General features: G+C 71.2%; 19 protein-coding genes. 7 read left to right on the top strand and 12 right to left on the bottom strand.

Annotation, left to right across the window (positions count from 1 at the left end; translation table 11 throughout):
- Positions 1-43: 43 nt before the first annotated feature.
- The 4 genes from glgX to glmS form a co-directional block, all read right to left on the bottom strand.
- Positions 44-2,230: a glycogen debranching protein GlgX gene (glgX, locus tag QFZ50_RS11130; RefSeq protein WP_307084170.1), complete on the bottom strand. Its 2,187-nt coding sequence runs from the start codon at positions 2,228-2,230 to the stop codon at positions 44-46.
- A gap of 144 nt (positions 2,231-2,374) precedes the next feature.
- Positions 2,375-3,934 (bottom strand): bifunctional ADP-dependent NAD(P)H-hydrate dehydratase/NAD(P)H-hydrate epimerase, encoded by a 1,560-nt coding sequence (locus QFZ50_RS11135; protein ID WP_307084172.1) that lies wholly within the window; start codon positions 3,932-3,934, stop codon positions 2,375-2,377.
- A 44-nt stretch (positions 3,935-3,978) separates the two neighbouring features.
- A complete protein-coding gene (locus tag QFZ50_RS11140; protein WP_307084174.1) occupies positions 3,979-4,350 on the bottom strand; it encodes a holo-ACP synthase in 372 nt (123 codons plus the stop codon).
- Between the two features lie 54 nt (positions 4,351-4,404).
- Complete coding sequence (glmS, locus tag QFZ50_RS11145; RefSeq protein ID WP_307084176.1) at positions 4,405-6,345, bottom strand: glutamine--fructose-6-phosphate transaminase (isomerizing); 1,941 nt, start codon at positions 6,343-6,345, stop codon at positions 4,405-4,407.
- Between the two features lie 61 nt (positions 6,346-6,406).
- Here glmS and coaA point away from each other — a divergent pair, with 61 nt between their 5' ends.
- Positions 6,407-7,384, top strand: a complete 978-nt coding sequence (gene coaA / locus QFZ50_RS11150; protein ID WP_307084178.1) for a type I pantothenate kinase — start codon at positions 6,407-6,409, stop codon at positions 7,382-7,384.
- A 2-nt stretch (positions 7,385-7,386) separates the two neighbouring features.
- A complete protein-coding gene (locus QFZ50_RS11155) occupies positions 7,387-8,262 on the top strand; it encodes a M15 family metallopeptidase (RefSeq protein ID WP_307084180.1) in 876 nt (291 codons plus the stop codon).
- Here QFZ50_RS11155 and QFZ50_RS11160 read toward each other — a convergent pair.
- The gene (locus tag QFZ50_RS11160) at positions 8,256-8,990 is read right to left on the bottom strand and encodes an SDR family NAD(P)-dependent oxidoreductase (protein WP_307084182.1); all 735 of its coding nucleotides are present in this window, start codon (positions 8,988-8,990) and stop codon (positions 8,256-8,258) included. The genes QFZ50_RS11155 and QFZ50_RS11160 overlap by 7 nt on opposite strands.
- A 331-nt stretch (positions 8,991-9,321) precedes the next feature.
- Between QFZ50_RS11160 and QFZ50_RS11165 the strand changes: the two genes are divergently transcribed.
- Genes QFZ50_RS11165 through QFZ50_RS11175 form a run of 3 tightly spaced genes read left to right on the top strand, consistent with a single transcriptional unit; the run spans position 9,322 to position 14,405 of the window.
- A complete protein-coding gene (locus tag QFZ50_RS11165) occupies positions 9,322-10,722 on the top strand; it encodes an MFS transporter (RefSeq protein WP_373462314.1) in 1,401 nt (466 codons plus the stop codon).
- A gap of 3 nt (positions 10,723-10,725) precedes the next feature.
- Positions 10,726-12,888 carry a molybdopterin oxidoreductase family protein gene (locus QFZ50_RS11170; protein WP_307084184.1) on the top strand — a complete coding sequence of 721 codons (2,163 nt, stop codon included), beginning with the start codon at positions 10,726-10,728 and terminating at the stop codon, positions 12,886-12,888.
- Positions 12,885-14,405 carry an FAD-dependent oxidoreductase gene (locus QFZ50_RS11175; protein WP_307084186.1) on the top strand — a complete coding sequence of 507 codons (1,521 nt, stop codon included), beginning with the start codon at positions 12,885-12,887 and terminating at the stop codon, positions 14,403-14,405. The genes QFZ50_RS11170 and QFZ50_RS11175 overlap by 4 nt, the downstream gene beginning before the upstream one ends.
- Positions 14,406-14,490: 85 nt before the next feature.
- Here the strand turns inward: QFZ50_RS11175 and QFZ50_RS11180 are convergent, their stop codons facing one another.
- Genes QFZ50_RS11180 through nirB form a run of 3 tightly spaced genes read right to left on the bottom strand, consistent with a single transcriptional unit; the run spans position 14,491 to position 19,325 of the window.
- Positions 14,491-15,612 carry a uroporphyrinogen-III synthase gene (locus tag QFZ50_RS11180; RefSeq protein WP_307084187.1) on the bottom strand — a complete coding sequence of 374 codons (1,122 nt, stop codon included), beginning with the start codon at positions 15,610-15,612 and terminating at the stop codon, positions 14,491-14,493.
- Complete coding sequence (gene cobA / locus QFZ50_RS11185; protein WP_307084190.1) at positions 15,609-16,658, bottom strand: uroporphyrinogen-III C-methyltransferase; 1,050 nt, start codon at positions 16,656-16,658, stop codon at positions 15,609-15,611. The genes QFZ50_RS11180 and cobA overlap by 4 nt, the downstream gene beginning before the upstream one ends.
- A 3-nt stretch (positions 16,659-16,661) precedes the next feature.
- Positions 16,662-19,325: a nitrite reductase large subunit NirB gene (nirB, locus tag QFZ50_RS11190; RefSeq protein ID WP_307084192.1), complete on the bottom strand. Its 2,664-nt coding sequence runs from the start codon at positions 19,323-19,325 to the stop codon at positions 16,662-16,664.
- 224 nt (positions 19,326-19,549) lie between these two features.
- On the opposite strand from nirB, the gene nirD reads away from it, so the two are divergent.
- Together nirD and QFZ50_RS11200 are read left to right on the top strand one after the other, a co-directional pair.
- Complete coding sequence (gene nirD, locus QFZ50_RS11195; protein ID WP_307084195.1) at positions 19,550-19,912, top strand: nitrite reductase small subunit NirD; 363 nt, start codon at positions 19,550-19,552, stop codon at positions 19,910-19,912.
- Between the two features lie 19 nt (positions 19,913-19,931).
- Positions 19,932-20,741, top strand: coding sequence for a sirohydrochlorin chelatase (locus QFZ50_RS11200; protein WP_307084197.1), 810 nt, complete (start codon positions 19,932-19,934; stop codon positions 20,739-20,741).
- A 52-nt stretch (positions 20,742-20,793) separates the two neighbouring features.
- Here the strand turns inward: QFZ50_RS11200 and glmM are convergent, their stop codons facing one another.
- From glmM to QFZ50_RS11220, 4 genes are all read right to left on the bottom strand, one after another.
- Positions 20,794-22,152 carry a phosphoglucosamine mutase gene (glmM, locus tag QFZ50_RS11205; RefSeq protein ID WP_307084199.1) on the bottom strand — a complete coding sequence of 453 codons (1,359 nt, stop codon included), beginning with the start codon at positions 22,150-22,152 and terminating at the stop codon, positions 20,794-20,796.
- A gap of 112 nt (positions 22,153-22,264) precedes the next feature.
- Positions 22,265-22,762 (bottom strand): 30S ribosomal protein S9, encoded by a 498-nt coding sequence (rpsI, locus tag QFZ50_RS11210; RefSeq protein ID WP_307084202.1) that lies wholly within the window; start codon positions 22,760-22,762, stop codon positions 22,265-22,267.
- Positions 22,763-22,802: 40 nt separating this feature from the next.
- A complete protein-coding gene (rplM, locus tag QFZ50_RS11215) occupies positions 22,803-23,246 on the bottom strand; it encodes a 50S ribosomal protein L13 (RefSeq protein WP_307084204.1) in 444 nt (147 codons plus the stop codon).
- 522 nt (positions 23,247-23,768) lie between these two features.
- A complete protein-coding gene (locus QFZ50_RS11220) occupies positions 23,769-24,080 on the bottom strand; it encodes a hypothetical protein (RefSeq protein ID WP_307084206.1) in 312 nt (103 codons plus the stop codon).
- Between the last annotated feature and the right edge of the window lie 116 nt (positions 24,081-24,196).

Raw genomic sequence — 24,196 nt, forward strand, 5'->3', positions numbered from 1 at the left:
GTCCTCCTGGGACGGGTGGATGGGTGTACCTGTACGGGGAGTGCTAGGGGGTGCCGGTCTTCGCCGTGACCTCGTTGGCGAGGATCGCCAGGGACGCCGCGACCGAGTGGTCGAGATCCTCGACCTCGGTGTGCACCCGCAGCACCACCATGGACTTGCCCTCCACCGAGATGGTCTTGCCGGCCGGTATCGCGTCACTGTCGGCGTACTTGCCGGCGGTGTCGATCACCTCGTCCCACGATGCGCCGTACTCGTCCGAAGGGATCGTGAAGTCCACGGCCTCATCGTGCGCGTTGAAGTACAGCAGGAAGTTGGCGTCCACGATCCGCTGGCCGCGGGCGTCGCGCCCCTGGATGCCCTGGCCGTTGAGGAAGACACCGATCGAGCGGCCGAAGCCACTGTTCCAGTCCTCGGGAGCCATGAGGTCGCCGGCGGTGTCGAGCCACACGATGTCCGGCAGGGCCTCGCCCTCGCCGCGACGCACGGGACGCCCGTCGAAGAACCGGCGACGCCGGAAGGTGGGGTGCTCCGAGCGGAGACGGTTGACCGCGGCAGTGAACTCGAGCAGCGGCTGGTCCATCTTGTCCCAGTGCACCCAGCTGAGCTCGGAGTCCTGGCAGTAGGTGTTGTTGTTGCCCTCCTGCGTGCGGCCGAGCTCGTCACCGTGCAGCAGCATCGGCACGCCCTGCGAGAGCAGGAGGGTCGCGATGAAGTTGCGCTGCTGTCGGACGCGGATCGCCAGCACCTCCGGATCGTCGGTGGGGCCTTCGACCCCGCCGTTCCAGGACCGGTTGTGCGACTCGCCGTCGTTGTTGTCCTCGCCGTTGGCCTCGTTGTGCTTCTCGTTGTAGGACACGAGGTCCCGCAGCGTGAAGCCGTCGTGTGCGGTGACGAAGTTGATGGACGCCACGGGGCGGCGCATCGAGTGCTCGTAGAGGTCCGCCGAGCCGGTGAGGCGCGAGGCGAACTCGCCGATGCTGGAGGGCTCGCCACGCCAGAAATCGCGGACCGTGTCGCGGTACTTGCCGTTCCACTCGGTCCACTGCGGCGGGAAGTTGCCCACCTGGTAGCCGCCGGGTCCGACGTCCCAGGGCTCGGCGATGAGCTTGACCTGCGAGACGATCGGGTCCTGCTGCACGAGTTCGAAGAAGGCCGAGAGTCGGTCCACCTCGTAGAACTCGCGGGCCAGGGCCGAGGCGAGGTCGAAGCGGAAGCCGTCCACGTGCATCTCGGTGACCCAGTAGCGCAGCGAGTCCATGAGCAGCTGCAGGGAGTGGGGGTTACCCACGTTGAGGGAGTTGCCCGTTCCCGTGGTGTCCATGTAGTACTGCTTGTCGTCCTCTACCAGGCGGTAGTAGGAGGCGTTGTCGATGCCGCGCATCGAGATGGTGGGACCCATGTGGTTGCCCTCGGCCGTGTGGTTGTACACGACGTCGAGGATGACCTCGATGCCGGCGAGGTGCAGTTCGCGCACCATGGCCTTGAACTCCTGGACCTGCTCGCCCTGGTCGCCGGAGGAGTTGTACTTGTTGTGCGGCGCGAAGAAGCCGATCGTGTTGTAGCCCCAGTAGTTGGAGAGGCCCTTCTCCTGCAGCGTGCTGTCGTTGACGAACTGGTGCACGGGCATGAGCTCGATCGCCGTGACGCCGAGCTTCTGCAGGTGCGCGATGACGGACGGGTGCGCGATGCCGGCGTAGGTGCCGCGCTGCTCCTCGGGGATGTCCGGGTGCAGCTGCGTGAGGCCCTTGACGTGGGCCTCGTAGATGACCGACTGGTGGTAGGGCGTGCGCGGCATGCGGTCGCCGTCCCAGTTGAAGAAGGGATTGACGACGACGCCGAGCATCATGTGCGCCGCGGAGTCGTCGTTGTTGACCGAGTGCTCGTCGCCGAAGTTGTAGCCGAACAGTGCCTGGTCCCAGTCGAGATCACCGGAGATGGCTTTCGCGTAGGGGTCCAGGAGGAGCTTGTTGGGGTTGCAGCGGTGTCCCTCGGCCGGATTGTTGGGCCCGTGGACCCGGTAGCCGTACTTCTGTCCGGGGGTCACGTGCGGCAGGTAACCGTGCCACACGTAGCCGTCGACCTCCTTCAGCTCGACACAGGTCTCCGTGCCGTCATCGTCGAAGAGGCACAGGACGACGAGGTCCGCGACCTCGCTGTAAAGCGCGAAGTTCGTCCCCGTGCCGTCGTAGGTAGCTCCCAGGGGATACGCATCGCCGGGCCATAATTCCATCAGTTCTCCTTGGTGTCTTCTGCCGTGGCCGCCCGCGGGCGGCCTCGGTGGTACTCGTGAAGCTGCGGGGTCCTGGTGCCCCGTCCCTGTGTTCCATACATAGCGCATTCATCTGTCGGCGCGGTTAACTGCGCCGCCCACTCCTCACATCACGGCGGCTAGGCGACGCTCCTCGTAGAGGTGCGCCATCACGGCGCCGATGTCGGTGGGCAGGTCGGAAACGACGATCGGCCCGCGGAGCGCGGCCCGCCGGCCGGCGCGTCCGTGGATGGCGGCGCCCGCGGCGGCGACGGCTGCCCACAGGTCCTCGTCGGCGACCCCCACGCGGGCCGCCGCGCCGTCGTCCTCGGCCAGCGTCGCCGCGAGCGCCCCGAGGATGCCCGAGAGCGTGTCGCCGGAGCCGGCGGTGGACAGCCAGGGGCTCGCATCGGTCTGCGCGAAGAGCGTGCCCGACGGCGCCGCGACGACGGTCGTGAAGCCCTTGAGCAGCACCGTGGCACCGGTCGTCTCGGCGGCCCGGAGCGCGAAGAGCGCCGGCTCGGCCTCGATGGCGGACCGGTCTGCGTCGACACCGCGCGCGGCGAGGAGCCCGCTCAGTTCCCCGGCGTGCGGCGTCAGGATCACCTGGGGTCCCACGCGCTCGGGTACCTCGGGGAGCGCGCCGGCATCCACGACGACGGGGAGTCCGGAGGCGATGGCGTCCGCAGCGCGCCGGCGCTGGTCGTGGTCGTCGACCGCGCCCGGGCCCACGAGCCATGCCTGCGACCGCGCCTCGTCGACGGAGCCGGTGGACGCGACGGCCTCGGGATTGCGCTGGTGGACGAGGGACGCGACCTCGCCGGGACCCAGGTAGCGCACCATACCGAGCCCCGTCGCCAGCGCCGCCCCGACGGCCAGCGCGGCCGCACCGGGGTAGCGGGCGGAGCCTGCGGCGATGCCCAGCACACCCCGCGAGTACTTGTGGTCGTGCGGCGTGGGGGCGCGCAGCAGGGCGGCCACATCGGCGTCGAGCAGGGTGCGGACGGCGGGGGTGAAGGCCGCGAGGTCGAGGCCGATGTCGACGACGTCCACCTCTCCGGCGGCCAGGGCACCCGCTCCGAGGAGGAGCCCGGGCTTCGCGGCCCCGAAGGCGACCGTGACGTCGGCGTCGAGCAGCGGGCCGTCCACGCGCCCCGTGTCGACACCGATCCCGCTCGGGAGGTCGCACGCGACCACGAGGGCCGATCGCGTACCGCGCGGCCCCGCGAGGTCGTTGAAGGCTTCGACGAAGGCGGACGCGTGCCCGCGGAGTCCCCCGCTGCCGCCCGTTCCGAGGATGCCGTCGATGACGACATCGGCGCCGGCGGCGTGCAGCGCCAGTGCACCGGGGTCGGCGCCGTCGAGCCGGACACTCGTGCCGCCGGCACGGAGGAACGCCCCGAGCGATGCGGCGTGGACGCGCTCGGAGGTGAGGACGGCCAGGACCGCGACCCCACGGCGCAGCAGCCGCTCCCCCGCGTACAGGGCGTCGGCACCGTTGTTGCCGCTGCCGGCCAGCACGACGGCCGTGGCACCGTAGACGCCGCGCCCACCGTCCCGCAGCATCCCGAGTACCACGGTGAACAGCCCGTGGGCAGCCTTCTGCATCAGGGCATCCCCGAGCCCGGCATCGATGAGGGGGCCCTCCGCAGCGCGGACGTCACCCCCGGAAAAGGCAGACAGCATATGGTCGAGCCTAGCGGTAAGCCGGCCGATAATCAGCACGGTTACTATTTTGACCCTGTCCGCGCCCGGCCTTCCGCGACGACCATGGCCGTGGCAAGGCCGCCGTCGTGACTGATGGACAGGTGCCACGTCTCGACGCCGCGGGCCCGCGCGGCGTCCGCGACAGTGCCGTCGACGACGACGGACGGTGCGCCGGTGTCGTCGACCTCGATGGTGCAGTGCTGCCAGTTCATGCCCACGGGCGCGCCGATGGCCTTGGCGATGGCCTCCTTGGCGGCGAAGCGGGCAGCCAGCGACCGCGTGTTGAGCCCTCGCTCCGAGGGCACGAACAATCGCTCCCGGAGGGCCGGGGTCCGCTCGAGCTGCTGCCGGAAACGCTCGATGTCCACGACGTCGACGCCGATCCCGACGATCATGCCGGGGCCCCGCACGGTGCCGCAGCACTGCTGTGCGGCGGCACCCGGCGGGGACTACTCAACCGTGACCGACTTCGCCAGGTTGCGCGGCTGGTCCACGTCGTAGCCCTTGGCGCTGGCGAGGGCGAGCGCGAAGAGCTGCAGCGGCACGGTGGTCAGCAGCGGGGCGAGGAGTGTCGGCGACGCGGGAACGTAGAAGACGTGCTCCGAGTAGGCCTCGACGGACGTGTCGCCCTCCTCGGCGATGACGATCGTGACCGCGCCGCGAGCCCGGATCTCCTGGACGTTGGAGACGACCTTCGCGTGCAGCGAGTCGCGGGTGCTCGGCGACGGCATGACCACCACGACGGGCTGGCCCTCCTCGATCAGGGCGATCGGGCCGTGCTTCAGCTCACCGGCGGCGAAGCCCTCGGCGTGGATGTAGGCCAGCTCCTTCAGCTTGAGGGCGCCCTCCATCGCGACGGGGAAGCCGACGTGCCGGCCGAGGAAGAGCACCGACTTCGCGTTGGCCATGTCCGCGCCGAGCTGCTTGACCTTGTCGGCGTCGTCGAGGATCGACTGGATCTTCGCCGGGATCGTGGCCAGGTCGTTCAGCACGTCCGCGATCTCGTCGCGGTACTTGTTGCCGCGCAGCTGCGCGAGATAGAGGCCCAGCAGGTACGCGGCGGTGATCTGCGCCAGGAACGCCTTCGTGGAGGCCACGGCGATCTCCGGACCGGCATGCGTGTAGAGCACGGCGTCCGATTCGCGCGGGATGGTGGATCCGTTGGTGTTGCAGATCGCGACGACCTTGGCGCCCTGCTCACGGGCGTACCGCACGGCCATGAGCGTGTCCATCGTCTCGCCCGACTGCGAGACGGCGACGACGAGCGTCTTCTCGTTCACGATCGGATCCCGGTAGCGGAACTCGTGCGACAGTTCCACCTCGGTGGGGATGCGGCACCAGTGCTCGATGGCGTACTTTGCCACCTGCCCGGCGTAGGCGGAGGTACCGCAGGCGAGCACCACGATCTTGTCGACCGAGCGCAGGATCGCCTCGTCGATGCGCAGTTCGTCGAGCACAAGGTTGCCCGAGACGTCGGAGCGCCCGAGGAGGGTCTGGCCGACGGCGTCCGGCTGGTCGTGGATCTCCTTCTCCATGAAGGAGTCGAAACCGCCCTTCTCCGCCGCGGCGGCGTCCCAGCTGACGTGGAACTCGGTGCCCTCGGCGGGAGCGCCGAAGAAGTCGGTGATGGTCACCTCGTCGGGCGTGATGCTGACGATCTGGTCCTGACCGAGTTCGACGGCGCGGCGGGTGAAATCGATGAAACCCGAGACGTCGGAGCCGAGGAAGTTCTCGCCGTCGCCCAGACCGACGACGAGCGGGGAGTTGCGGCGGCCCGCGACGACGGTGCCGGGCTGGTCCTGGTGGATGGCGAGCAGGGTGAAGGCACCCTCGAGACGCTGGCAGGCCTGCTGCAGCGCGAGCGTGAGCAGGTCGCCCTCGGCGCCGCTCTCCACCAGGCCGCGGTACAGGTAGCCGACGAGCCCGGCGGCCACCTCGGTGTCGGTGTCGGAGATGAAGGTCAGGCCCTCACCCGTCAGTTCGGCCTTCAGCTCGGCGTAGTTCTCGATGATGCCGTTGTGGATCAGGGCGAGCCTGCCGTCGTCGGCCAGGTGCGGGTGGGCGTTCTGGTCGGTGGGCCCGCCGTGCGTGGCCCAGCGGGTGTGGCCGATCCCCGTCAGCGAGCGCGGCAGCGGGTCTGCCGCCAGTTCGCCGACGAGGTTGGTCAGCTTCCCGGCCTTCTTCCGCGACTCGATGCCCGCCGGCGTGATGACGGCGACACCCGCGGAGTCGTACCCGCGGTACTCGAGCCGGCGAAGGCCCTCCATCACGACGTCGAGCGCGCCGTGGCGCGCCTCCGCTGCTTCCCGTTCGAACGCCGGGGCGACCGAGTCAAGCGCCGACGTTCCCTGGCCGTGGTCCCGGCCTACATAGCCCACAATTCCGCACATGTCACCTAGCGTACCGGTGGCTGCGTTTGTTAATGCGTAAGGCACCGGGCAGAATCATGAGGTGAGTGACACACGCACGGGCACGCAGCAGGCCACCAGTGCCGAATCCTTCACCCCTTTCGTCGAACTGGACCGCCAGATGTGGTCCCGCCTGTCGCACGAGATCGAGAGCCCGCTGAATTTCGAGGACGTGCAGCGCCTCCGCGGACTCGGCGACGCACTGAACCTCGACGAGGTGCGCGAGGTGTACCTGCCGCTGTCCCGGCTGCTGAACCTGTACACGGCCGCAGCGGGACAGCTCCATGCGGCCACCAACACGTTCCTCGGCGAGACGACCACCCGGACGCCGTTCGTGATCGGCGTCGCCGGCTCCGTGGCGGTCGGCAAGTCGACGACGGCCAGGGTGCTGCGTGAGCTGCTGCGGCGCTGGCCCGGCACCCCGGACGTGGAACTCATCACGACGGACGGTTTCCTGTACCCGAACGCGGAACTCCACCGCCGCGGGCTCATGCAGCGCAAGGGGTTCCCCGAGTCCTACGACCGCCGCCGGCTGCTGCGCTTCGTCAGCGCGGTCAAGAGCGGGGCGGCCGAGGTCCGGGCGCCGTCCTACTCCCACCTCACGTACGACATCGTGCCGGACCGGGAGATCGTGGTGCGGCGACCGGATGTGCTGATCGTCGAGGGACTCAACGTGCTGGCACCCGCGCGGCCGCGGACCGACGGCATCACCGGACTGGCCGTAAGCGACTTCTTCGACTTCTCGATCTTCGTGGACGCGAAGACCGCCCATATCGAGCAGTGGTACATCGACCGGTTCCAGTCCCTGCGGTCCAGTGCGTTCGCCGATCCCGAGTCGTACTTCCACCGCTATGCGCGTCTCAGCGACGAGGAGGCGCGTCGGACCGCCAAGGGCATCTGGGAGCGCATCAACGAGCCGAACCTCGTGACCAACGTGCTGCCCACGCGTGGACGGGCGCAGCTGGTCCTGACCAAGGACGCCGACCACTCCGTGCGTCGCATGCTCCTGCGGAAGACCTGAGGATGCGCCGCCGGGGGCTCGCGGCGATGCTGCTCATCGCGCTGGCGCTTCCTGCCTGCTCGGGCCCCGACCCGGCAGCGACCGTCTCCTCGCCGGACGCCACAGAGCCCTCCGGCCCTGCCGCCACGGGTGGCGCGCCGACGTCCGGTCCGCCCACCGGAGAGCCGACTCCCACCGGGGACGCCTCGCCAGGGGCGCTTCCGGCCCCGGTCCAGCGGGATCCCTCGCCGACGGCCACGGCGTCGCCGACCACGACCCCGCCGGCGACGGCTGTCCCGGCAGCGGTCGGGCACACGGATCCTGGCGCCGTCGACGTCGTCGTGAACAAGCGCCGTCCCCTCGTGCCGCTCGACTTCGCTCCCGCCGACCTGCGGCAGCCCGGTGTTGCGACGGCCACCGAGAACGCGCTCCTGCGTCCCGATGTCGCAGCGGCCGTGGAGCAGATGTTCACTGCGGCGGGGGACGATGGCGTGGGGCTGGTCCTCGTCAGCGGCTACCGCTCCTTCGCCACCCAGGAATCGACGTACGCCTCCTGGGTGGCGCAGTACGGTGACGCCGCGGGTGCGGACACCGTCTCGGCGCGGCCCGGGTACTCCGAGCACCAGACGGGGCTCGCGTTCGACATCGGGCAGGCGGACGGCGCCTGCACGCTCGTCCTCTGCTTCCGGGACACCCCCGCCGGTCAATGGGCGGCAGCCCATGCGGCGGACTTCGGGTTCATCCTCCGCTACCCGCTCGGGTTCCACGAGATCACGGGTTTCTCCGCGGAGTCGTGGCATTTCCGGTACGTGGGCAGGGATGTCTCGCTGGCGATGAAGGCGGCGGGTACGCAGACGCTCGAGGAGCACTTCGGCCTCCCCGCAGCGCCCTCCTACTGACCCGCGGGCAGCGCGACCCCGGTCTCCGCGGCCAGTACGCGGAGCAGGTCGTCCTGGAACGCGGTGTCGTGCACGGCCTCGTGCGGCGCACGCCGTGCACGGTGGAACCAGTACCCGCCGCTCGTGAGGGCGTCGGGGTCATCGCTCGTCGCCAGCCACACCTGGGTCCGGTGGCCGAGGTCGAGATCGTCCGGCGCGTCGGGGCCGCCCATGCGGGTGGGCACCCACCCCGGATCGACGGCGTGTGCCAGGAGGTCCGGGCGCACGCGTGCGAGCGCCGCGACGAAGGCCGTGAGGAAGAGCTTGCTGTCGCCGTAGGAGCCGGCCACGGTACCGGTCCAGTCCACGCCCTGGAGCCTGGCATGCCCGCTGTAGTGGGAGCCGCTGCTGAGGTAGACGTGGCGTCGCGGGCCGTCGAGCAGGGCGGTGAGGAGATACGGTGCGATGACGTTGACGGGCATCACGGCACGGCCGCTCCAGACCCCGGCGTTGTGGATCACGGCTTCCGGTGGCTCCGCCGCGTTCAGCTCCGCCGCGATCCGCGCCACCGCGTCCCGGTCCTCGAGGTCTCCCACCACCAGAGCGGCTCCCTGCGCCGTCAGGGCGGCGAGACCGGCGGCGCGGTCCTCGTTGCGGGCGTGTACGACGACGGCGTGCCCCTGCGCCATCAGGGTCTCGGCAGCGGCGAGGCCCAGCCCGTCCGTGGATCCGGTGACGAGGATCTTCATGCGACGGCCTTTCCCGAAGACGGTGATGATTCGACCGACCCAGAATCCCCCGTTCCGGGGTCGCCCCGCAATGCCCGCGGGTCGAGCGTGCGCTGGTCGATGTGCCGGGTGCTTTGCCAGGTGCCCTGACGGGTGCCCTGGCGGCGTGGCGCGTCAGGTGCCCTCCGCCACCGTCGTCGAGGGATCCCGCTCGGCGGAAGTTCTCACATCCTCGCCGGGGCGTGGATAGGTGAACGTCACGGAGCGTTTACGCGGCACGCCGTGACCGGAAACGCGCGCTCACTAGCGTCGGGGGAAAGCAGGCACACCAGCCCCTGGAGGACCCGTGAGCATCGACGACGCACCAACGCCCACCCTGACCGCGGCTCCGCCGGCGAGCGCGGCACAGCTGCGCCACCGGCCCGGCCGCTGGATCGACAACTGGGACGCCGAGGACACCGCCCAGTGGAACGGTGTCGGCAAGTCCATCGCCAGGCGCAACCTGCGCTGGTCCATCGCCTGCGAGTTCCTCGGCTTCGTGGTCTGGCAACTCTGGTCCATCGTGGTCGTCTACCTCCCCGCTGCGGGCTTCACGTTCACGACCTCGCAGATCTTCTGGCTGATCTCCATGCCGTCCCTCGTCGGTGCGACGCTCCGCATCCCCTACACCTTCATGGTCCCGAGGTTCGGTGGGAGGAACTGGACGATCATCTCGGCCCTCCTCCTGCTGATCCCGAGCAGCGGACTGGCGCTCTGCGTCTCGAACCCGGAGACCCCGTTCGGCGTGATGCTCGCCGTCGCGGCTCTCGCAGGCTTCGGTGGCGGCAACTTCGCCAGCTCCATGGCGAACATCACCTTCTTCTACCCGGCACGCGAGAAGGGCTGGGCGCTCGGCCTGAATGCCGCGGGCGGCAACCTCGGTGCCGCCGTCGCACAGCTCGTGGTGCCCATCGCCGTCGTGCTCGGTGCCGCCGCGACCCTGAACCTGCCGCTCGCCGGCTGGCTCTGGGTACCCCTGATCCTGATCGCCGCCTTCGGCGCCTGGAAGTACATGGACAACCTGTCGAGCGCGAAGAGCGACTTTGCGGGTTCCCTGGCAGCGGTGCGCGAACCACACCTGTGGATCATGGCGCTGCTGTACATCGGCACCTTCGGCTCGTTCATCGGCTTCGCCGGCGTGTTCCCGAAGCTGATCGCCGATACCTTCCCCGCCTTCTCCCAGATCTCCATGGGCCCGGTCACGCTGGGCCTGGCCTTCCTCGGCCCCCTCGTCGGCTCCCTCTCCCGGCCCTTCGGCGGACGCCTGGCCGACCGGTTCGGTGGGGCCCTCATCACGGTGTGTGCCTTCGCCGTCCTGGCCACGATCGCCCTCACCGTCGTCTGGACCCTGCCCCTGGCCAATTTCTGGCTCTTCCTCGGACTGTTCCTCGTCCTGTTCGCCGCTGCCGGAGCCGGGAACGGCGCCACCTATCGGATGATCCCCGTGATCTTCGCCCGGCGGGGAGCCGCGGCCGGATCGGAGGAGTTGCGGGAATCGGTCAGCACGGCCCGGAAGTCGGCAGCGGCCCTGGGCCTCATCTCGGCCGTCGGCGCCTACGGCGGTTTCCTCATCCCCCAGGTCCTCAACGCCTCGAAGGGCGCGTCCGGCAGCTACGACGGCGCGTTCTACGGTTTCGTCGGCGGGTACGTCCTGATGCTCGCGGTCACCTGGTTCTGCTACCTCCGCCGCTCCTCGCCGCTCGGCACGGTCTGACCGATGCTGCAGCAGACCGGCGCCGGGCACGCCACGCACTGCCCCTACTGCGCCCTCCAGTGCGCCATGACCGTCACCGCGGCACCGGACGACGACGGCGTCACGGTCACCGGCCGCGCCTTCCCCACCAACCGCGGTGGCCTGTGCCGGAAGGGCTGGTCCGCCGGCGAACTGCTCCGGCATCCGGACCGCCTCACCGCGCCCCTGGTCCGGAACGGTGTCGGCGACCTGCAGGAAGCGACGTGGGACGAGGTCCTGCACCTGATCAGCGATCGGGTGCGCAGCATCCAGGCACAGCACGGCCGGGACGCCGTGGCGGTGTTCGGGGGCGGCGGACTCACCAACGAGAAGGCCTACACCCTCGGCAAGTTCGCCCGGCTCGCGCTGCGCACCTCCCGCATCGACTACAACGGCCGCTTCTGCATGTCCTCCGCGGCAGCGGCCGGGAACCGGGCCTTCGGCGTCGACCGCGGCCTGCCCTTCCCGCTCGCGGACCTCGACGACGCCTCGGTGGTCCTGCTCCTCGGCTCGAACGCGGCCGACACCATGCCGCCGTTCGTCCAGCACCTGCGGGGCGCGCAGTCCGCCGGTGGGCTGATCGTCGTCGACCCCCGCCGCTCGGCGACGGCACGGCTGACCGACCAGGGCAGGGGCATCCACCTGCAGCCCACACCGGGCACGGACCTCGTGCTCCTGCTCGGTCTGGCGCATGTGGTGGTCGCGGAGGGGCTCGAGGACGGCCGCTACCTCGAGGCCCGCACACGCGGGTACGACGACGTCGTACGCGGTCTCGCGCGCTGGTGGCCGGAGCGCGTCTCAGGCATCACGGGCGTCCCGGCGGCGACGCTCCGCGCGACGGCGAGGCGGCTCGCGGCGGGAGCCCGCAGCGGAGCGGCCGGGGGTCCCGGCGCCTACATCCTCACCGGGCGGGGCATCGAGCAGCATGCGGACGGCACCGACACCACCACCGCCGCCATCAACCTCGCCCTCCTCCTCGGCCTGCCCGGGACCACGCACAGCGGGTACGGGACGCTCACCGGCCAGGGCAACGGGCAGGGCGGGCGCGAGCACGGGCAGAAGGCGGACCAGCTGCCCGGCTACCGGAGGATCACCGATCCCGCGGCCCGCGCACACGTCGCCGCCGTGTGGGGGGTGCCCGAGGCGGCGATCCCCGGCCCCGGCCTCCCGGCCGTCGAACTCCTCGCCTCCCTCGGCGCCCCGGGTGGCACCCGGTGCCTGTTCGTGCACGGCGCCAACATCGCGGTCTCGGCCCCGGACGCGTCGACGGTGATCTCAGGGCTCCGCTCCCTCGACCTCCTGGTCGTCTCGGACTTCTTCCTGTCGGAGACCGCGGCGATGGCCGACATCGTGCTGCCGGTCCTGCAGTGGGCCGAGGAGGAGGGCACCGTGACCAACCTGGAGGGCCGGGTGCTGCGCCGGCGGGCCGCCGTCCCGCCACCCGCCGGGGCGCGCAGCGAACTGTGGGTCCTGCAGGAGCTCGCCCGGCTGCTGGCGGCTCCGTCCCTGTTCAGCGAGGACCCGGAGACGATGTTCGACGAGCTCGCCCGCGCCAGCGCCGGCGGCATCGCGGACTACTCCGGCCTCGACTACACCGTGCTCGACGGCGGGGAGCCGGCCTACTGGCCCTACCCCGCCGGCAGCACCGGCACCCCCCGCCTGTTCCTCGAGGCCTTCGCCCACCCGGCCGGACGTGCCCTGCTGGTCCCCGTCTCGCCCCGCCCCGATCCGGTCGGTGCGCGTGCTCCCGCCCCGTTGCTCCTGGCCACGGGCCGCCTCCTTGAGCACTACCAGTCGGGCACCCAGACGCGGCGCGTCCCCGAACTCCTCGCGGCGCAGCCGGCGGCGCGCCTCCAGCTCCACCCCGCCACGGCGCGGGATCTCGGCATCGCCCACGGTGATCCCGTCGTCGTCACGAGCACCTCCGGTGAGGCCCATGCCCTGGCGGACCTCACGCCCGACATCCGCCAGGACACCGTCTTCCTCGCCTTCCACTACGCGGGGGCGGGCAGCGCGAACCTGCTCACGGGCAGCGCCACGGACCCGGTCTCGGGGATGCCCGAATTCAAGACGACGCCCGTGCGGGTCTCGTCCCTGGCCCGGCCCGTCCGTCCCGCGGGAGCCGGTCGGCTGGAGGCCATCGCATGAGCACCGGCGCGAACGGGCCCGAGCGGATCATCGTGGTGGGCTTCGGGCCCGTCGCGGCGCGGTTCGTCGAGCACCTCGAACCACTCGTCGCCGCCGGCCGCGTGGCCCTCACCGTCATCGGGCAGGAGGACGACGCCGCCTACAACCGGGTCCTCGTCGCGGACGTGGCCGTCGGCCGCATCCGGGAAACGGCAATCCGCCTCGCCGACGCAGGAGCTCTGTCGGCCGCCGGCGTCGATGTGCGGCTCGGAACGCGCGTGGTCCGGGTGGACAGGCCCTACCGGCGGGTCCTGCTCGCCGACGGCCGGGCCCTCGGGTACGACCGCCTCGTGCTCGCCACCGGATCCCGTCCCGTCCTGCCGCGGCTCGACGGCCTCGACGACGCCCACCGGCTCCCGCCGGGCGTCGGCTTCCTCCGCGACCTCGACGACGCCCGCGCCGTGGCCGCGGCCCTGGCCGCGCAGCAGCGCATCGTGGTGCTCGGCGGCGGCATCCTCGGCATCGAGGCGGCCCTCGCCGCCGCGGAGGAGGGGGGACGGGTCACCCTCGTGCACTCCGGACGCTCGCCCATGGAACGGCTCCTCGGGGAGGGTGCCCGGGTCCTGGGGTCGGCGCTGGCCAGGGCGGGCATCACAGTGGTCGCCGGGACCTCGGCAGGCATCTGCCTCACGGACGGCCGCTTCTCCGCACTCGCCCTCGAGGGCGGTGCCCGGGTGGACGGCGGTGCCCTCGTGCTCGCCTGCGGAGTACGGCCGCGCACCGAGCTCGCCGACGGGTGCGATCTCGCGACCGCGGACGGCATCCTCGTCGACCACGAGCTCCGGGCCCTCGGCACCGGCGGCGTCTGGGCGATCGGCGACTGCGCCGAGGTCTGCTGTGGGGTCAGCACCTGCGCGGCATGCTCCGGGACCACCGCTCCCCCGGGCCTCCTCGGTCCGGGCTGGCAGCAGGCGGACCAGCTCGGCCTCGCTTTCGTGGCGGAACTCTCGGGTCGGCCTGCCGCGGCCGCCGGACCTCCCGAGCGGCGGGACGCCGTCCTGGTCCTCAAGGCACACGGCGTGGACGCCGTCACCGCCGGCGAGACCGACGCCGATCCGTGGACGATCGAGCCCGGTCTCGCCGTCGCCGTCTGGGCGGACCCCGGGCACGGCCGCTACGCGAAAATGGTCACGCGCGACGGCGTCCTGACGGGCCTCGTGTGCGTGGGCATGCCGCGGACCGGCGCCGAACTGGTCCTGCTCTTCGAGCGCCGGAGCGAACTGCCGGCGGACCGGTCGAGCCTGCTCAGCCTCGACAGCGCCGAAGGGGTGCTCGCGGCGCTGCCTCCCGGACCGGACGCGACCCTCTGCCGATGTGCGGGGATCACCCGCGGCGCCGTGCAGGAGTCCGTCGCCGGCGGGTGCTCCTCCGTCCCGGAGGTATCCGCGGGCACGCGGGCCGGGACGGGCTGCGGCGGATGCCACGACGACATCCGCGCGGTGATCGAGCACCACTTCGCGGTCGCGGTGGCATCCTGAGCCGCGGCGGGAGGCCGCGGACCTCCCCCGGGTCGGGGTCCGGGTACGGGTACGGGTCCGGGCCGGAGCCCGGGTGGGGTACCGCCTACACGTGCAGGCGGTACCCGCGCTTCACCACGGTCTCCACCAGGCCGGGGTCGGGCAGGGACTTGCGCAACCTGTTCACATTCATGTCGAGCGCATGGCCGGCACCGGTGCTGGTCAGCAACCCGGTCAGCGCGTCACGACTGAGGACGGCACCTCGCGCGGACAGCAACGCCTTGAACAGGACGAGCTGCGCGGGTGCGAGGTCCACCTGGACCTCGTCCACCCGGACCGACCTGCCCCGCACCTCGATGGAGCCGGACGGCGTCCTGAGCTGCTCCACGTGGTGTTCGGCGAGATGGTCGCAGACCAGCCGGATCAGCGCGCCCATCCGGAAACGCTCGGGAACGATCGGCTCGATGCCGGCGTCGATCAGAGGCTGCGCGGTCACCGGGCCCACGGCGGCGGCCAGGACGCTGCGCCGGAACCGCTGGATCAGTTCCTCCTCGAGCCCCTGCTCGGCGGCGGTGCTGAACAGCGCGTCGACGGCGGGGGCACTGGTGAAGGTGACGCAGTCCAGCTGCCCGGTGCAGACGGCGTCGATGAGCCGGGGCAGCCGCTCGGAACCCTCCGGCTTGATCCACCGGTAGGGCGTGACGGTGAGGAGCGTCGCGCCGGACGCCCGGAGCCGTGCCAACTGATGGGCGTCGGCGTAGGCATGCAGCTGGACACCGATGGTCAGCCCTGACAGGTCCTTCTGCACCAGCTCGTCCACGAGCGTGGCCGTGGTCTCGTCGGAACTGATGCCGACGTCGTCGAGTCCCGCCGCCCGTACCGCGCCCCTGGCCTTCGGGCCCCGGACGTAGATCCGGCCCGCCCCGAGCACCTCGAGGAGGTCGTCGCCCAGCCCTGCGGCGTCCGCGGCCTCGAACCACCGGCGCATCCCGTACGCGGTGGTGATGAGGAACAGGTCCGGGCGTGCGGACACCATGGCCGCCGTGTCCGCGAGCAGTTCGACGTCCTCGGCGATGGGCGCGATCTTCAGCGCCGGTGCGTGGAACACCCAGGCGCCGCGCCGCTCGAGCGCGTCGATCAGGTCACCCGAGCGACGGTCCGAGGTCACCCCGATCCGGAAGCCCGCAAGCTGTCCGCCGGAGCCGTCCACGCGGATGGTCTCGGTCATGATGCCAGCGATTCGGTCAGCCGGGCGAGATGTGCCGCACCGCCCTGCAGGTCCAGCCCCACCCGCACCACCTCGCCGATCACGAGCACCGCGGGCGACTGGCACCGTGCGGCGCCGGCCGCGGTGACGATCGTCGAGAGGGTCCCCGCCGTCGTCCGCTGGGACGCGCTGTACCCGCGCTCGACGACGGCGACCGGCATGTCCGGCCGCATCCCGGCCCCGCCGAGGCCGGCGACGAGCTGCGGCAGCGTCGAGACGCCCATTAGGACCACGAGGGTCCCCCCGAGCCCTGCCAGGTGCAGGTGCTCCTCATCGCTCAGCGGGGCGTGGCCGGAGACGACGGTGAACAGATGGCTGACATCGCGGTGCGTGACGGGGATGCCGGCGGCGGCCGGCACGGAGATCGCCGAACTGACGCCGGGAATCACGCGGCACGGTACCCGCGCCTCGAGGCACGCGGCGAGTTCCTCGCTGCCGCGGCCGAACACGAAGGGATCGCCACCCTTGAGCCGCACCACGGACCGTCCGGCGAGCGCATGGCGCACCAGGAGGTCGTTGATGCCGGACTGCGGGACCCGGTGGTGGCCGGGGAGCTTGCCGACGTCCACCAGTTCCGCCGCCGGCGCGAGCTCCGCGAGCGCGTCCGTCGGGGCGAGCCGGTCGTAGAGCACCACGTCGGCCTCCCGGAGTGCTGCGACCGCGTCGAGGGTCAGGAGCCCGAGGGCGCCGGGACCACCGCCCACCAGGGTCACCGCACCGGACTCCCGGGCCGCCGGCTCGGTGCTGAGGAGTGTGCCGGTGCGACGGCACGCAGCGCGGACGGCGTCGGCCACGGACTCAGGGAGCCCGTCCACGACGACGGCGAGCGCGGCGCCGTCGAGGACGGCGTCGACGGGAACCGCGTCGTCGGGGACCGCCGGTGCGAACGTGGTGCAGGCGATGACCTCGGCGCCTGCCGCCCGGTACCGTGCCACAGCCCTGCGCGAGGCCCGCTCGCCGCCGACGACCACCACGCGCCGGCCTGCCGGATCGAGGTCCAGGTGCACGCTTCAGCCCTCCAGGGTTCCGGTTGCGGTGCGGACGGGGATCGCCGTACCGAGGCCCACGCGGCCGGCACCGGCCTCGATCTCCGCAGGGGTCGCGGGGCGCTGCTGGCCGCGTTCCTCCACAAGGACGATCGACTGGTCCGCGGCGTCTGGGGCGTTGACGAAGGACCGGAAGCGGCGGAGCCGGTCGGGGTCCTTCAGCGTCGCCGCCCACTCGTCCTCGTAGTGTTCGACGTGCCGGGCCATCGCGGCCTCGAGGTCACCGGCGATCCCGAGGGAGTCGTTCACGACCACGTCGCGCACGTGGTCGAGGCCGCCCTCGAGATCGTCCATCCAGCGGGCGGTCCGCTGCATGCGGTCCGCCGTGCGGATGTAGTACATGAGGTACCGGTCGATGTAGCGGATGAGGGTCTCGCCGTCGAGGTCCTGGGCGAGCAGCTGCGCGTGGGCGGGCTGGAACCCGCCGTTGCCGCCGACGTACAGGTTCCAGCCCTGGTCGGTGGCGATCACGCCGACGTCCTTGCTCCGGGCCTCGGCGCACTCCCGGGCGCAACCCGAGACACCCATCTTGAACTTGTGGGGTGCGCGGAGCCCGCGGTAGCGCAGCTCCAGGTCGATCGCCATGGCGACCGAGTCCTGCACGCCGAACCGGCACCAGGTGGACCCGACGCAGGACTTCACGTTCCGCAGGGCCTTGCCGTAGGCCTGCCCGGACTCGAACCCGGCCTCCACGAGGATCTTCCAGATCTCGGGCAGCTGCTCCAGCCGGGCCCCGAAGAGGTCGATCCTCAGCGCACCGGTCAGCTTGACGTACAGGCCGAACTGCTCGGCGACCTGCGCGATCACGGCGAGCTTCCGGGGCGTGATCTCCCCGCCGGGGATGCGCGGCACCACCGAGTAGGTGCCGTTGCGCTGCATGTTCGCGAGGGCGCGGTCGTTGGTGTCCTGCAGCGTGCCGCGGCCGCCGTCGAGCACGTACTCCCCGCGCTGCGTGGCGAGGATCGAGCCGATCGCCGGCTTGCAGATGTCGCAGCCGTGGCCGGCCCTGGCCTCGTCCGTCGCGCCGAAGCGGCCGAGGATGTCCTGGAAGGAGCCGAGGTCGAGGGCCTGGATGGCCTCGAACAGTTCGGGCCGCGACATCGCGAAGTGCTCGCAGATACCCTTCGGGACCGTGCGGCCGGCCTTGGTGAGCTCGGCGTCGAGCAGCTTCTTGAGCATCGGCACGCAGGAGCCGCACTGGGTCCCGGCCCGTGAGCAGGCCTTGAGGGCGGGCATGTCCAGTGCCGCGTCCGCGGCGCCGCCGTCCTCCCCCACCCCGTGGACCGCCGAGCGGCAGGCGCCCGCGGTCACGTTGTTGCACGAGCAGAGGATGACGTCGTCGGGCAGGTCCGACGGCGGTGCCTCGCCGCCACCGGCCGAGGACAGGTACGCACCCGGCTCCGCGGGCAGCTCCCGGCCCAGCAGGGGCCGCAGGGCGGAGTAGGGTGCGGCGTCGCCGACGAAGATGCCGCCGAGCAGCGTCTTCGCGTCGTCGGTGACCACGAGCTTCTGGTAGAGCCCGCGCGCCGGGTCCGCGTAGACGATCTCCAGGCTGCCCTCGGTGTCGGCGAGTGCATCTCCGAAGCTCGCGACCTCGACGCCGGAGAGCTTGAGCTTCGTGGCGGTGTCGAAGCCCGGGAACGTGGACACGCCGCCGAGGATCCCGTCGGCGCAGACCTCGGCCATCGCGTTCGCGGGTGCCACGAGGCCCATGCTGACGCCCTCGTAGCTGGCCACCTCGCCGATCGCCCACACTCCCGGCATCGCCGTCTCGCATGCCGCGCTGATGACCACACCCCCGCGGGGAGCCACCTCGAGCCCCGCGTCCCGCGCGAGTTCGTCGCGTGGCCGGATGCCGACCGCGAAGACCACGAGGTCGGCCGGCAGCACCGCGCCGTCGGACAGTGCCACGCCCGTGACCCGGCCGTCGTCGTCCGTCTCGATGGACGTCGGCGACCCGCCGCAGTGGATACCCAGTCCCTCGGCCGCGATGAGGCGGCCCAGCGCCTGTCCGCCGCCCTGGTCGAGCTGGGCGTTCATGAGCCATGCGGCCCGGTTGACGACGGTCGACGCGGCGCCGAGCTGCTGCAGCCCGCCGGCGGCCTCGAGGCCGAGGAGCCCGCCGCCGAGGACGACGGCGCGCGGGGCCCTGCCGAGTCCGGCGGCCAGGCGTGCGGTCTCCGCGCGGAGCCATTGCACGTCGTCGAGCGTCCTGTACACCGCGGCGTGCTCCCCGCCCGGCAGGGGCAACCGCACGGCGTCGGATCCGGTGGCGAGCACGACGTCGTCGTAGGCGTACTTCTCGCCCGACGCGCCGACGACGCACCGTGCCGCGAGATCCAGCCGGACGGCGCGCTCCCCCGTGACGAGCCGGATGGCCGGTTCGCGCCACATGAGCGGCTCACCGAGGCCGAGGTCGACGTCGCCCGTCAGCGCGCTGCTCAGCGCGACGCGGTCGTAGGGCGCGTGCGGCTCCTCGGTGAGCACTGTGACGGAGAGGCCGTCGGTGCCGCGCCGCCACAGGGCCTCGACGAACCGGTGGGCTGCGGGCCCGCCCCCGACGACGACGATCCGCCGGTCGGGCACCGGGACGGCGTCGGCGGGCCGGGCTGCTCGGTTCTCGCTCATGGTCTGCCTTCCGTCCGGGGCCGGGGTGGTCCCGCGTCCGGTTCCACCGTACGAAGGGGCAATTACTCCTGTGTGTCGCGGATGTATCGCAAAGTTAACTTCGGGCTCACGGACGGTCGGAGGGCCGGTGAGCCGCACGTTACCCGTCCGCAACAGCGCCGGGACGCAGGCGACACACCGGCTGGCTAGCGTTGGTCCCACCGAACGCCACCGAGGGGAATGCCATGACCGAGCTCGTACTCCAGCGTCCTGCCGCATCCAGCGCCCGCTGGGTGGCGGTCTGCCATCTCGACGACCTCGAGGAATGCTGGGGGGAGGCAGCTCTCGTGGGCCGGGACCAGGTCGCCCTGTTCCGGCTTCCGGGCAACCGGCTCCACGCCGTGGGGAACATCGATCCCCGGACGCGGGCCGCCGTCATGGCGCGCGGCATCGTGGGATCGCGCGGCACCACGCCGACGATCGCCTCTCCCCTGCACAAGGAGGTCTACGACCTGGCGACCGGGGTGTGCCTGTCCGGCGGGGCGGGCCTGCGCGCGTACCCCGTCCGGTGCGTGGACGGGGTCGTCGAGGTGGGCGTTGCCGCCTGAAGTCGCCGCGTTTGCTTCAATGGCTGCCATGACCGCTTCCCCGTCCGACTCCCGGGCGCCTGTCCTCATCGCCTGCTCGCACGGCACCGACAATGTCCGTGGGCGCCTCGAGATCGACGCCGTGCGCGCCGGGATCTCGGCCCTGCGTCCGGGGCTCGAGGTGCTCGAGGCGTACGTCGATGTGCAGGAGCCCGATCTCGTGGATGTCGTCGCGTCGCTCCGGCCCGGGCGAGCGGCGGTCATCGTCCCCCTGCTGCTCTCCGTCGGCTACCACGTGAAGGTGGACATCGCCCGGGCGGCTGCGAGCAGGCCGGGCACCGTGTCCGCGCTGCCGCTGGGCCCCGATCCGCGCCTGGCCTCCGTACTGCAGCAGCGGCTGCTCCAGGCGGGCGTGTCCGACGGTGACCCCGTGGTCCTCGCTGCCGCAGGATCTTCCGACGCCTGCGCGGCAGAGGATGTCGCCGAGGTGCTCGCGGTCCTCGCCGAGGGCCGCACGGGGACCGTGCAGGCGGGCTTCGGCTCGAAGGCCTCGCCATCCGTGCCCGAGGCCGTCGCGTCCTACCGTCCGGCCGGGCCGGGCCCCGTGGCCCTGGCCTCCTACCTGCTGGCTCCCGGGTACTTCCACGACCAGTTGGCGAAGGCCGGGGCCGACGTCGTCAGCGAACCGCTGCTGCCGGATCCGGCGATCGCGGCGATCGCCCTGGACCGGTACGACGCCGCGGTCACGCGCCTGCTCTCGGGCGTTGCTCAGCCGGGATCCGGATGCCGGCGGCCGTGCCGGTCCCTGGTCCCGACCTGCGTGCGGAGCGCCGCGATCCAGCCGGCGTGACGCCGGCGCCATGGTCCGTCAGGCGGTCAGGCGGGTCAGGCGGTCAGACGGGTCAGACGGCCGGCTCGAGGGAGAGTCGTTCCTGCACTGTCGCGGCGAGCTGGTCGGCGATGCGCTGGGCCGTCCCGATGTCCGTCGCCTCGACCATCACCCGCACCACGGGCTCCGTCCCGGACGCACGCAGCAGCACGCGGCCGGTCTCGCCGAGGACGGCCTCCGCCTCGCGGACCGCATCCTGCACGCCCTCGTCGGAGTCGGCCGCCGTACGGTCTACCCCCCGGACATTGATGAGTACCTGCGGAAGCCTCGTCATGACGGCAGCGAGTTCCTTGAGGCTCTTGCCGGTCCCGGTGATGCGCGCCGCCAGCTGGAGGCCGGTGAGCACGCCGTCCCCCGTGGTGGCGTGGTCGGCGAAGATGACGTGGCCGGACTGCTCGCCGCCGAGGCTGAAGCCGCCGTCGCGCATCCCCTCGAGGACGTAGCGGTCGCCCACAGCGGTCTCCTTGATGGTGATGCCCGCCTCGCGGAGCGCGATCTTCAGTCCGAGGTTGCTCATCACGGTGGCCACGAGGGTGTCGTCCTTGAGCTTGCCGGCGTCCCTCATGGCAAGGGCCATGACGGCCATGATCTGGTCGCCGTCCACCACGGTGCCCTCGTGGTCCACGGCGAGGCAGCGGTCGGCGTCGCCGTCATGGGCGATACCGAGATCGGCGCCGTGCTCGAGGACGGCTTCCTGCAGCTTCTCGAGGTGCGTGGATCCATAGCCGTCGTTGATGTTCACGCCGTCCGGGGCGGCGCCGATGACCACGATGTCCGCGCCGGCGTTCCGGAAGACCTCGGGTGAGCAGCCGCTCGCAGCACCGTGTGCGCAGTCGATGACGACCTTGAGGCCCTGGAGCCGGTTGGGCAGGGTCTGGAGCAGGTGCACCACGTAGCGGTCCTCGGCGTCGGCGAACCGCTGGATGCGTCCGACGTCGCCGGCCACCGGGCGGAGCCTGGGGCTGGCCATCTCGGCCTCGATGGCGTCCTCGAGGGCGTCGCTGAGCTTGTTGCCGCCGCGGGCGAGGAACTTGATGCCGTTGTCCGGCGCCGGGTTGTGGGAGGCGGAGATCATGACGCCGAAGTCCGCGTCGAGGTCGGCGACGAGGAAGGCCGCGGCCGGGGTGGGCAGCACGCCCGCGTCGTAGACGTCCACGCCGGAACTGGCGAGGCCGGCTTCGACGGCCGCCGCGATGAACTCCCCGCTGATACGGGGATCCCGGGCTATCACGGCGGTGGGGCGGCGCCCGCCGTCGACGGCATTGTGCCCGAGGACGACGGCGGCCGCCTGGGCCAGGTGCAGGGACAGTTCCGCCGTGATCAGTCCGTTGGCCAGACCGCGCACACCGTCGGTGCCGAATAATTTGCTCATCAACGATCATCCTAAGTGCAGTAGCAAGGGCCGCTCGGGCGGGTCCTCAAACAGGTTAAAGCACGATGCCCGTCCGGATAGTCCGGACGGGCATCTGCGCGTGTCCCAGGGTTTAGCGCTTGGAGTACTGAGGCGCCTTGCGTGCCTTCTTGAGACCGGCCTTCTTGCGCTCGATGACGCGGGCGTCACGGGTCAGGAAGCCTGCCTTCTTGAGGGCGGGGCGGTTGTTCTCGCGGTCGATCTCGTTCAGCGTGCGAGCGACACCGAGGCGGAGGGCACCGGCCTGGCCGGAGGGGCCACCACCGTGGATACGGGCGATGACGTCGTAGGCGCCGTCGAGCTCGAGGAGCTTGAACGGGTCGTTGACTTCCTGCTGGTGCAGCTTGTTCGGGAAGTAGTCCGCGAGCTCGCGCCCGTTGACGATCCACTTGCCGGTGCCGGGGACGAGGCGCACGCGGGCGACAGCTTCCTTGCGGCGTCCGACGGCTCCGCCGCCGACGGTCAGCGCAGGGCGCTCCTTCGCGGTGGTCTCGCCGGCTTCGGTGGACTCTGAGGTGTAGCTCGTGAGCTCCTCAGTCGGTTCATTCAGCTCTTCAGTGTTCTGAGCCACGGTTCTCCTTGAAGTGATTTCTTAGTACTGGTGGCCAGAACTACTGGGCGACCTGGGTGATTTCGAACGTCTGCGGCTGCTGCGCGGCGTGGGGGTGCTCAGCGCCGCGGTAGACCTTCAGCTTGCCGATCTGCTGAGCGGCGAGCGAGGTCTTGGGAAGCATGCCGCGGATAGCCTTCTCGACTGCGCGCTCCGGGTTCTTGTCCAGGAGTTCCACGTAGCTGGTCGACTTCAGGCCGCCCGGGTAACCCGAGTGGCGGTAGGCGCGCTTCTGCTCGAGCTTGGAGCCGGTGAGGGCGACCTTCTCGGCGTTGATGATGATGACGAAATCGCCCATGTCCATGTGGGGAGCGAAGGTCGGCTTGTGCTTTCCGCGGAGCAGGATTGCGGTCTGGCTGGCAAGACGGCCGAGGACGACGTCGGTTGCATCGATTACGTGCCACTGGCGGTTGATGTCGCCTGGCTTCGGGGTGTACGTACGCACGGTTATGGCCTTCGTTTCTATTTCGGTGTCGCCCGCATCCACGGAAGATCTCCGTGCCCGCGGGCTCAGCTTATTCATGCGCTACCGGAACTTCAGGTGAGGGCTGAAATACGACCAGTCATCCCGTGGATCTCGGCTCCGCCCCCGGGCCAGGTGGTTCTGCAACTGAACCGCTCCGTGGGGCGCAGACGTATCGAGAAGGGATACGCACAACGACTTCCAAGGATAGCCTGCCGCGCTGCTGTGGGTCAAAATGAGCCGGAGACCGCCCGGCTGCTGGATAGGATGACGGAAAAGAGGCCGGGGAGGGTTCTACGTGGGGAAGCGGACGCTGGACCTGTCCCCACATCCTGCCACCTCCTGGAGCCGTCCCGCTGCGGCACTCACCGCGGTACTCACCGCCGTCGTGATCACCGTGCTCCTCGTCTATCCTCGGGCTGCGTCCGACGCAGCGCTGAGCGCCTCCCCCCGTGCCGCTGGCGCATCCGCCGAGCTCTCGGTGCCGGTCGGTCCCGGGACGGATCAGCGGCTGCCGGCCGCGCCGACGCTCCAGCACCTGTCTCCCGCCCTCTCCGTGCGCGAGTGGTCGGCGAGCGCCGCCGTCGACGTCCTCGCCTCGGGCGGTTCGGCCGTGAACCTCCCGGCGGGCCTCCGCGTCACGGCGGTGGGCCGGCAGGCCGGCGTACCCGGCGACAGCGACGGCGACAGCGACAGCGACAGCGACAGCGAGAGTGGCAGCGACGGCGTCGTACCCGTGACCATTGCGGCGGCGTCCGCAGGGCGCCTGGGACTGTCCGACGGGGACACGCTGGCGGTGACGGGGACGGAGGGCACGGTGCGCCTCCGGGTCGTCGGCGCAGCCGCCCCGGGCCCGGATGCCGCGCTGCTCGAAGGTGCTGCCGTCGATGGAAACTCGACCCTGATCGTCGCCGTGGCGGCCGCGGACCTGC

Source organism: Arthrobacter agilis (assembly GCF_030816075.1).
Classification (GTDB): domain Bacteria; phylum Actinomycetota; class Actinomycetes; order Actinomycetales; family Micrococcaceae; genus Arthrobacter_D; species Arthrobacter_D agilis_E.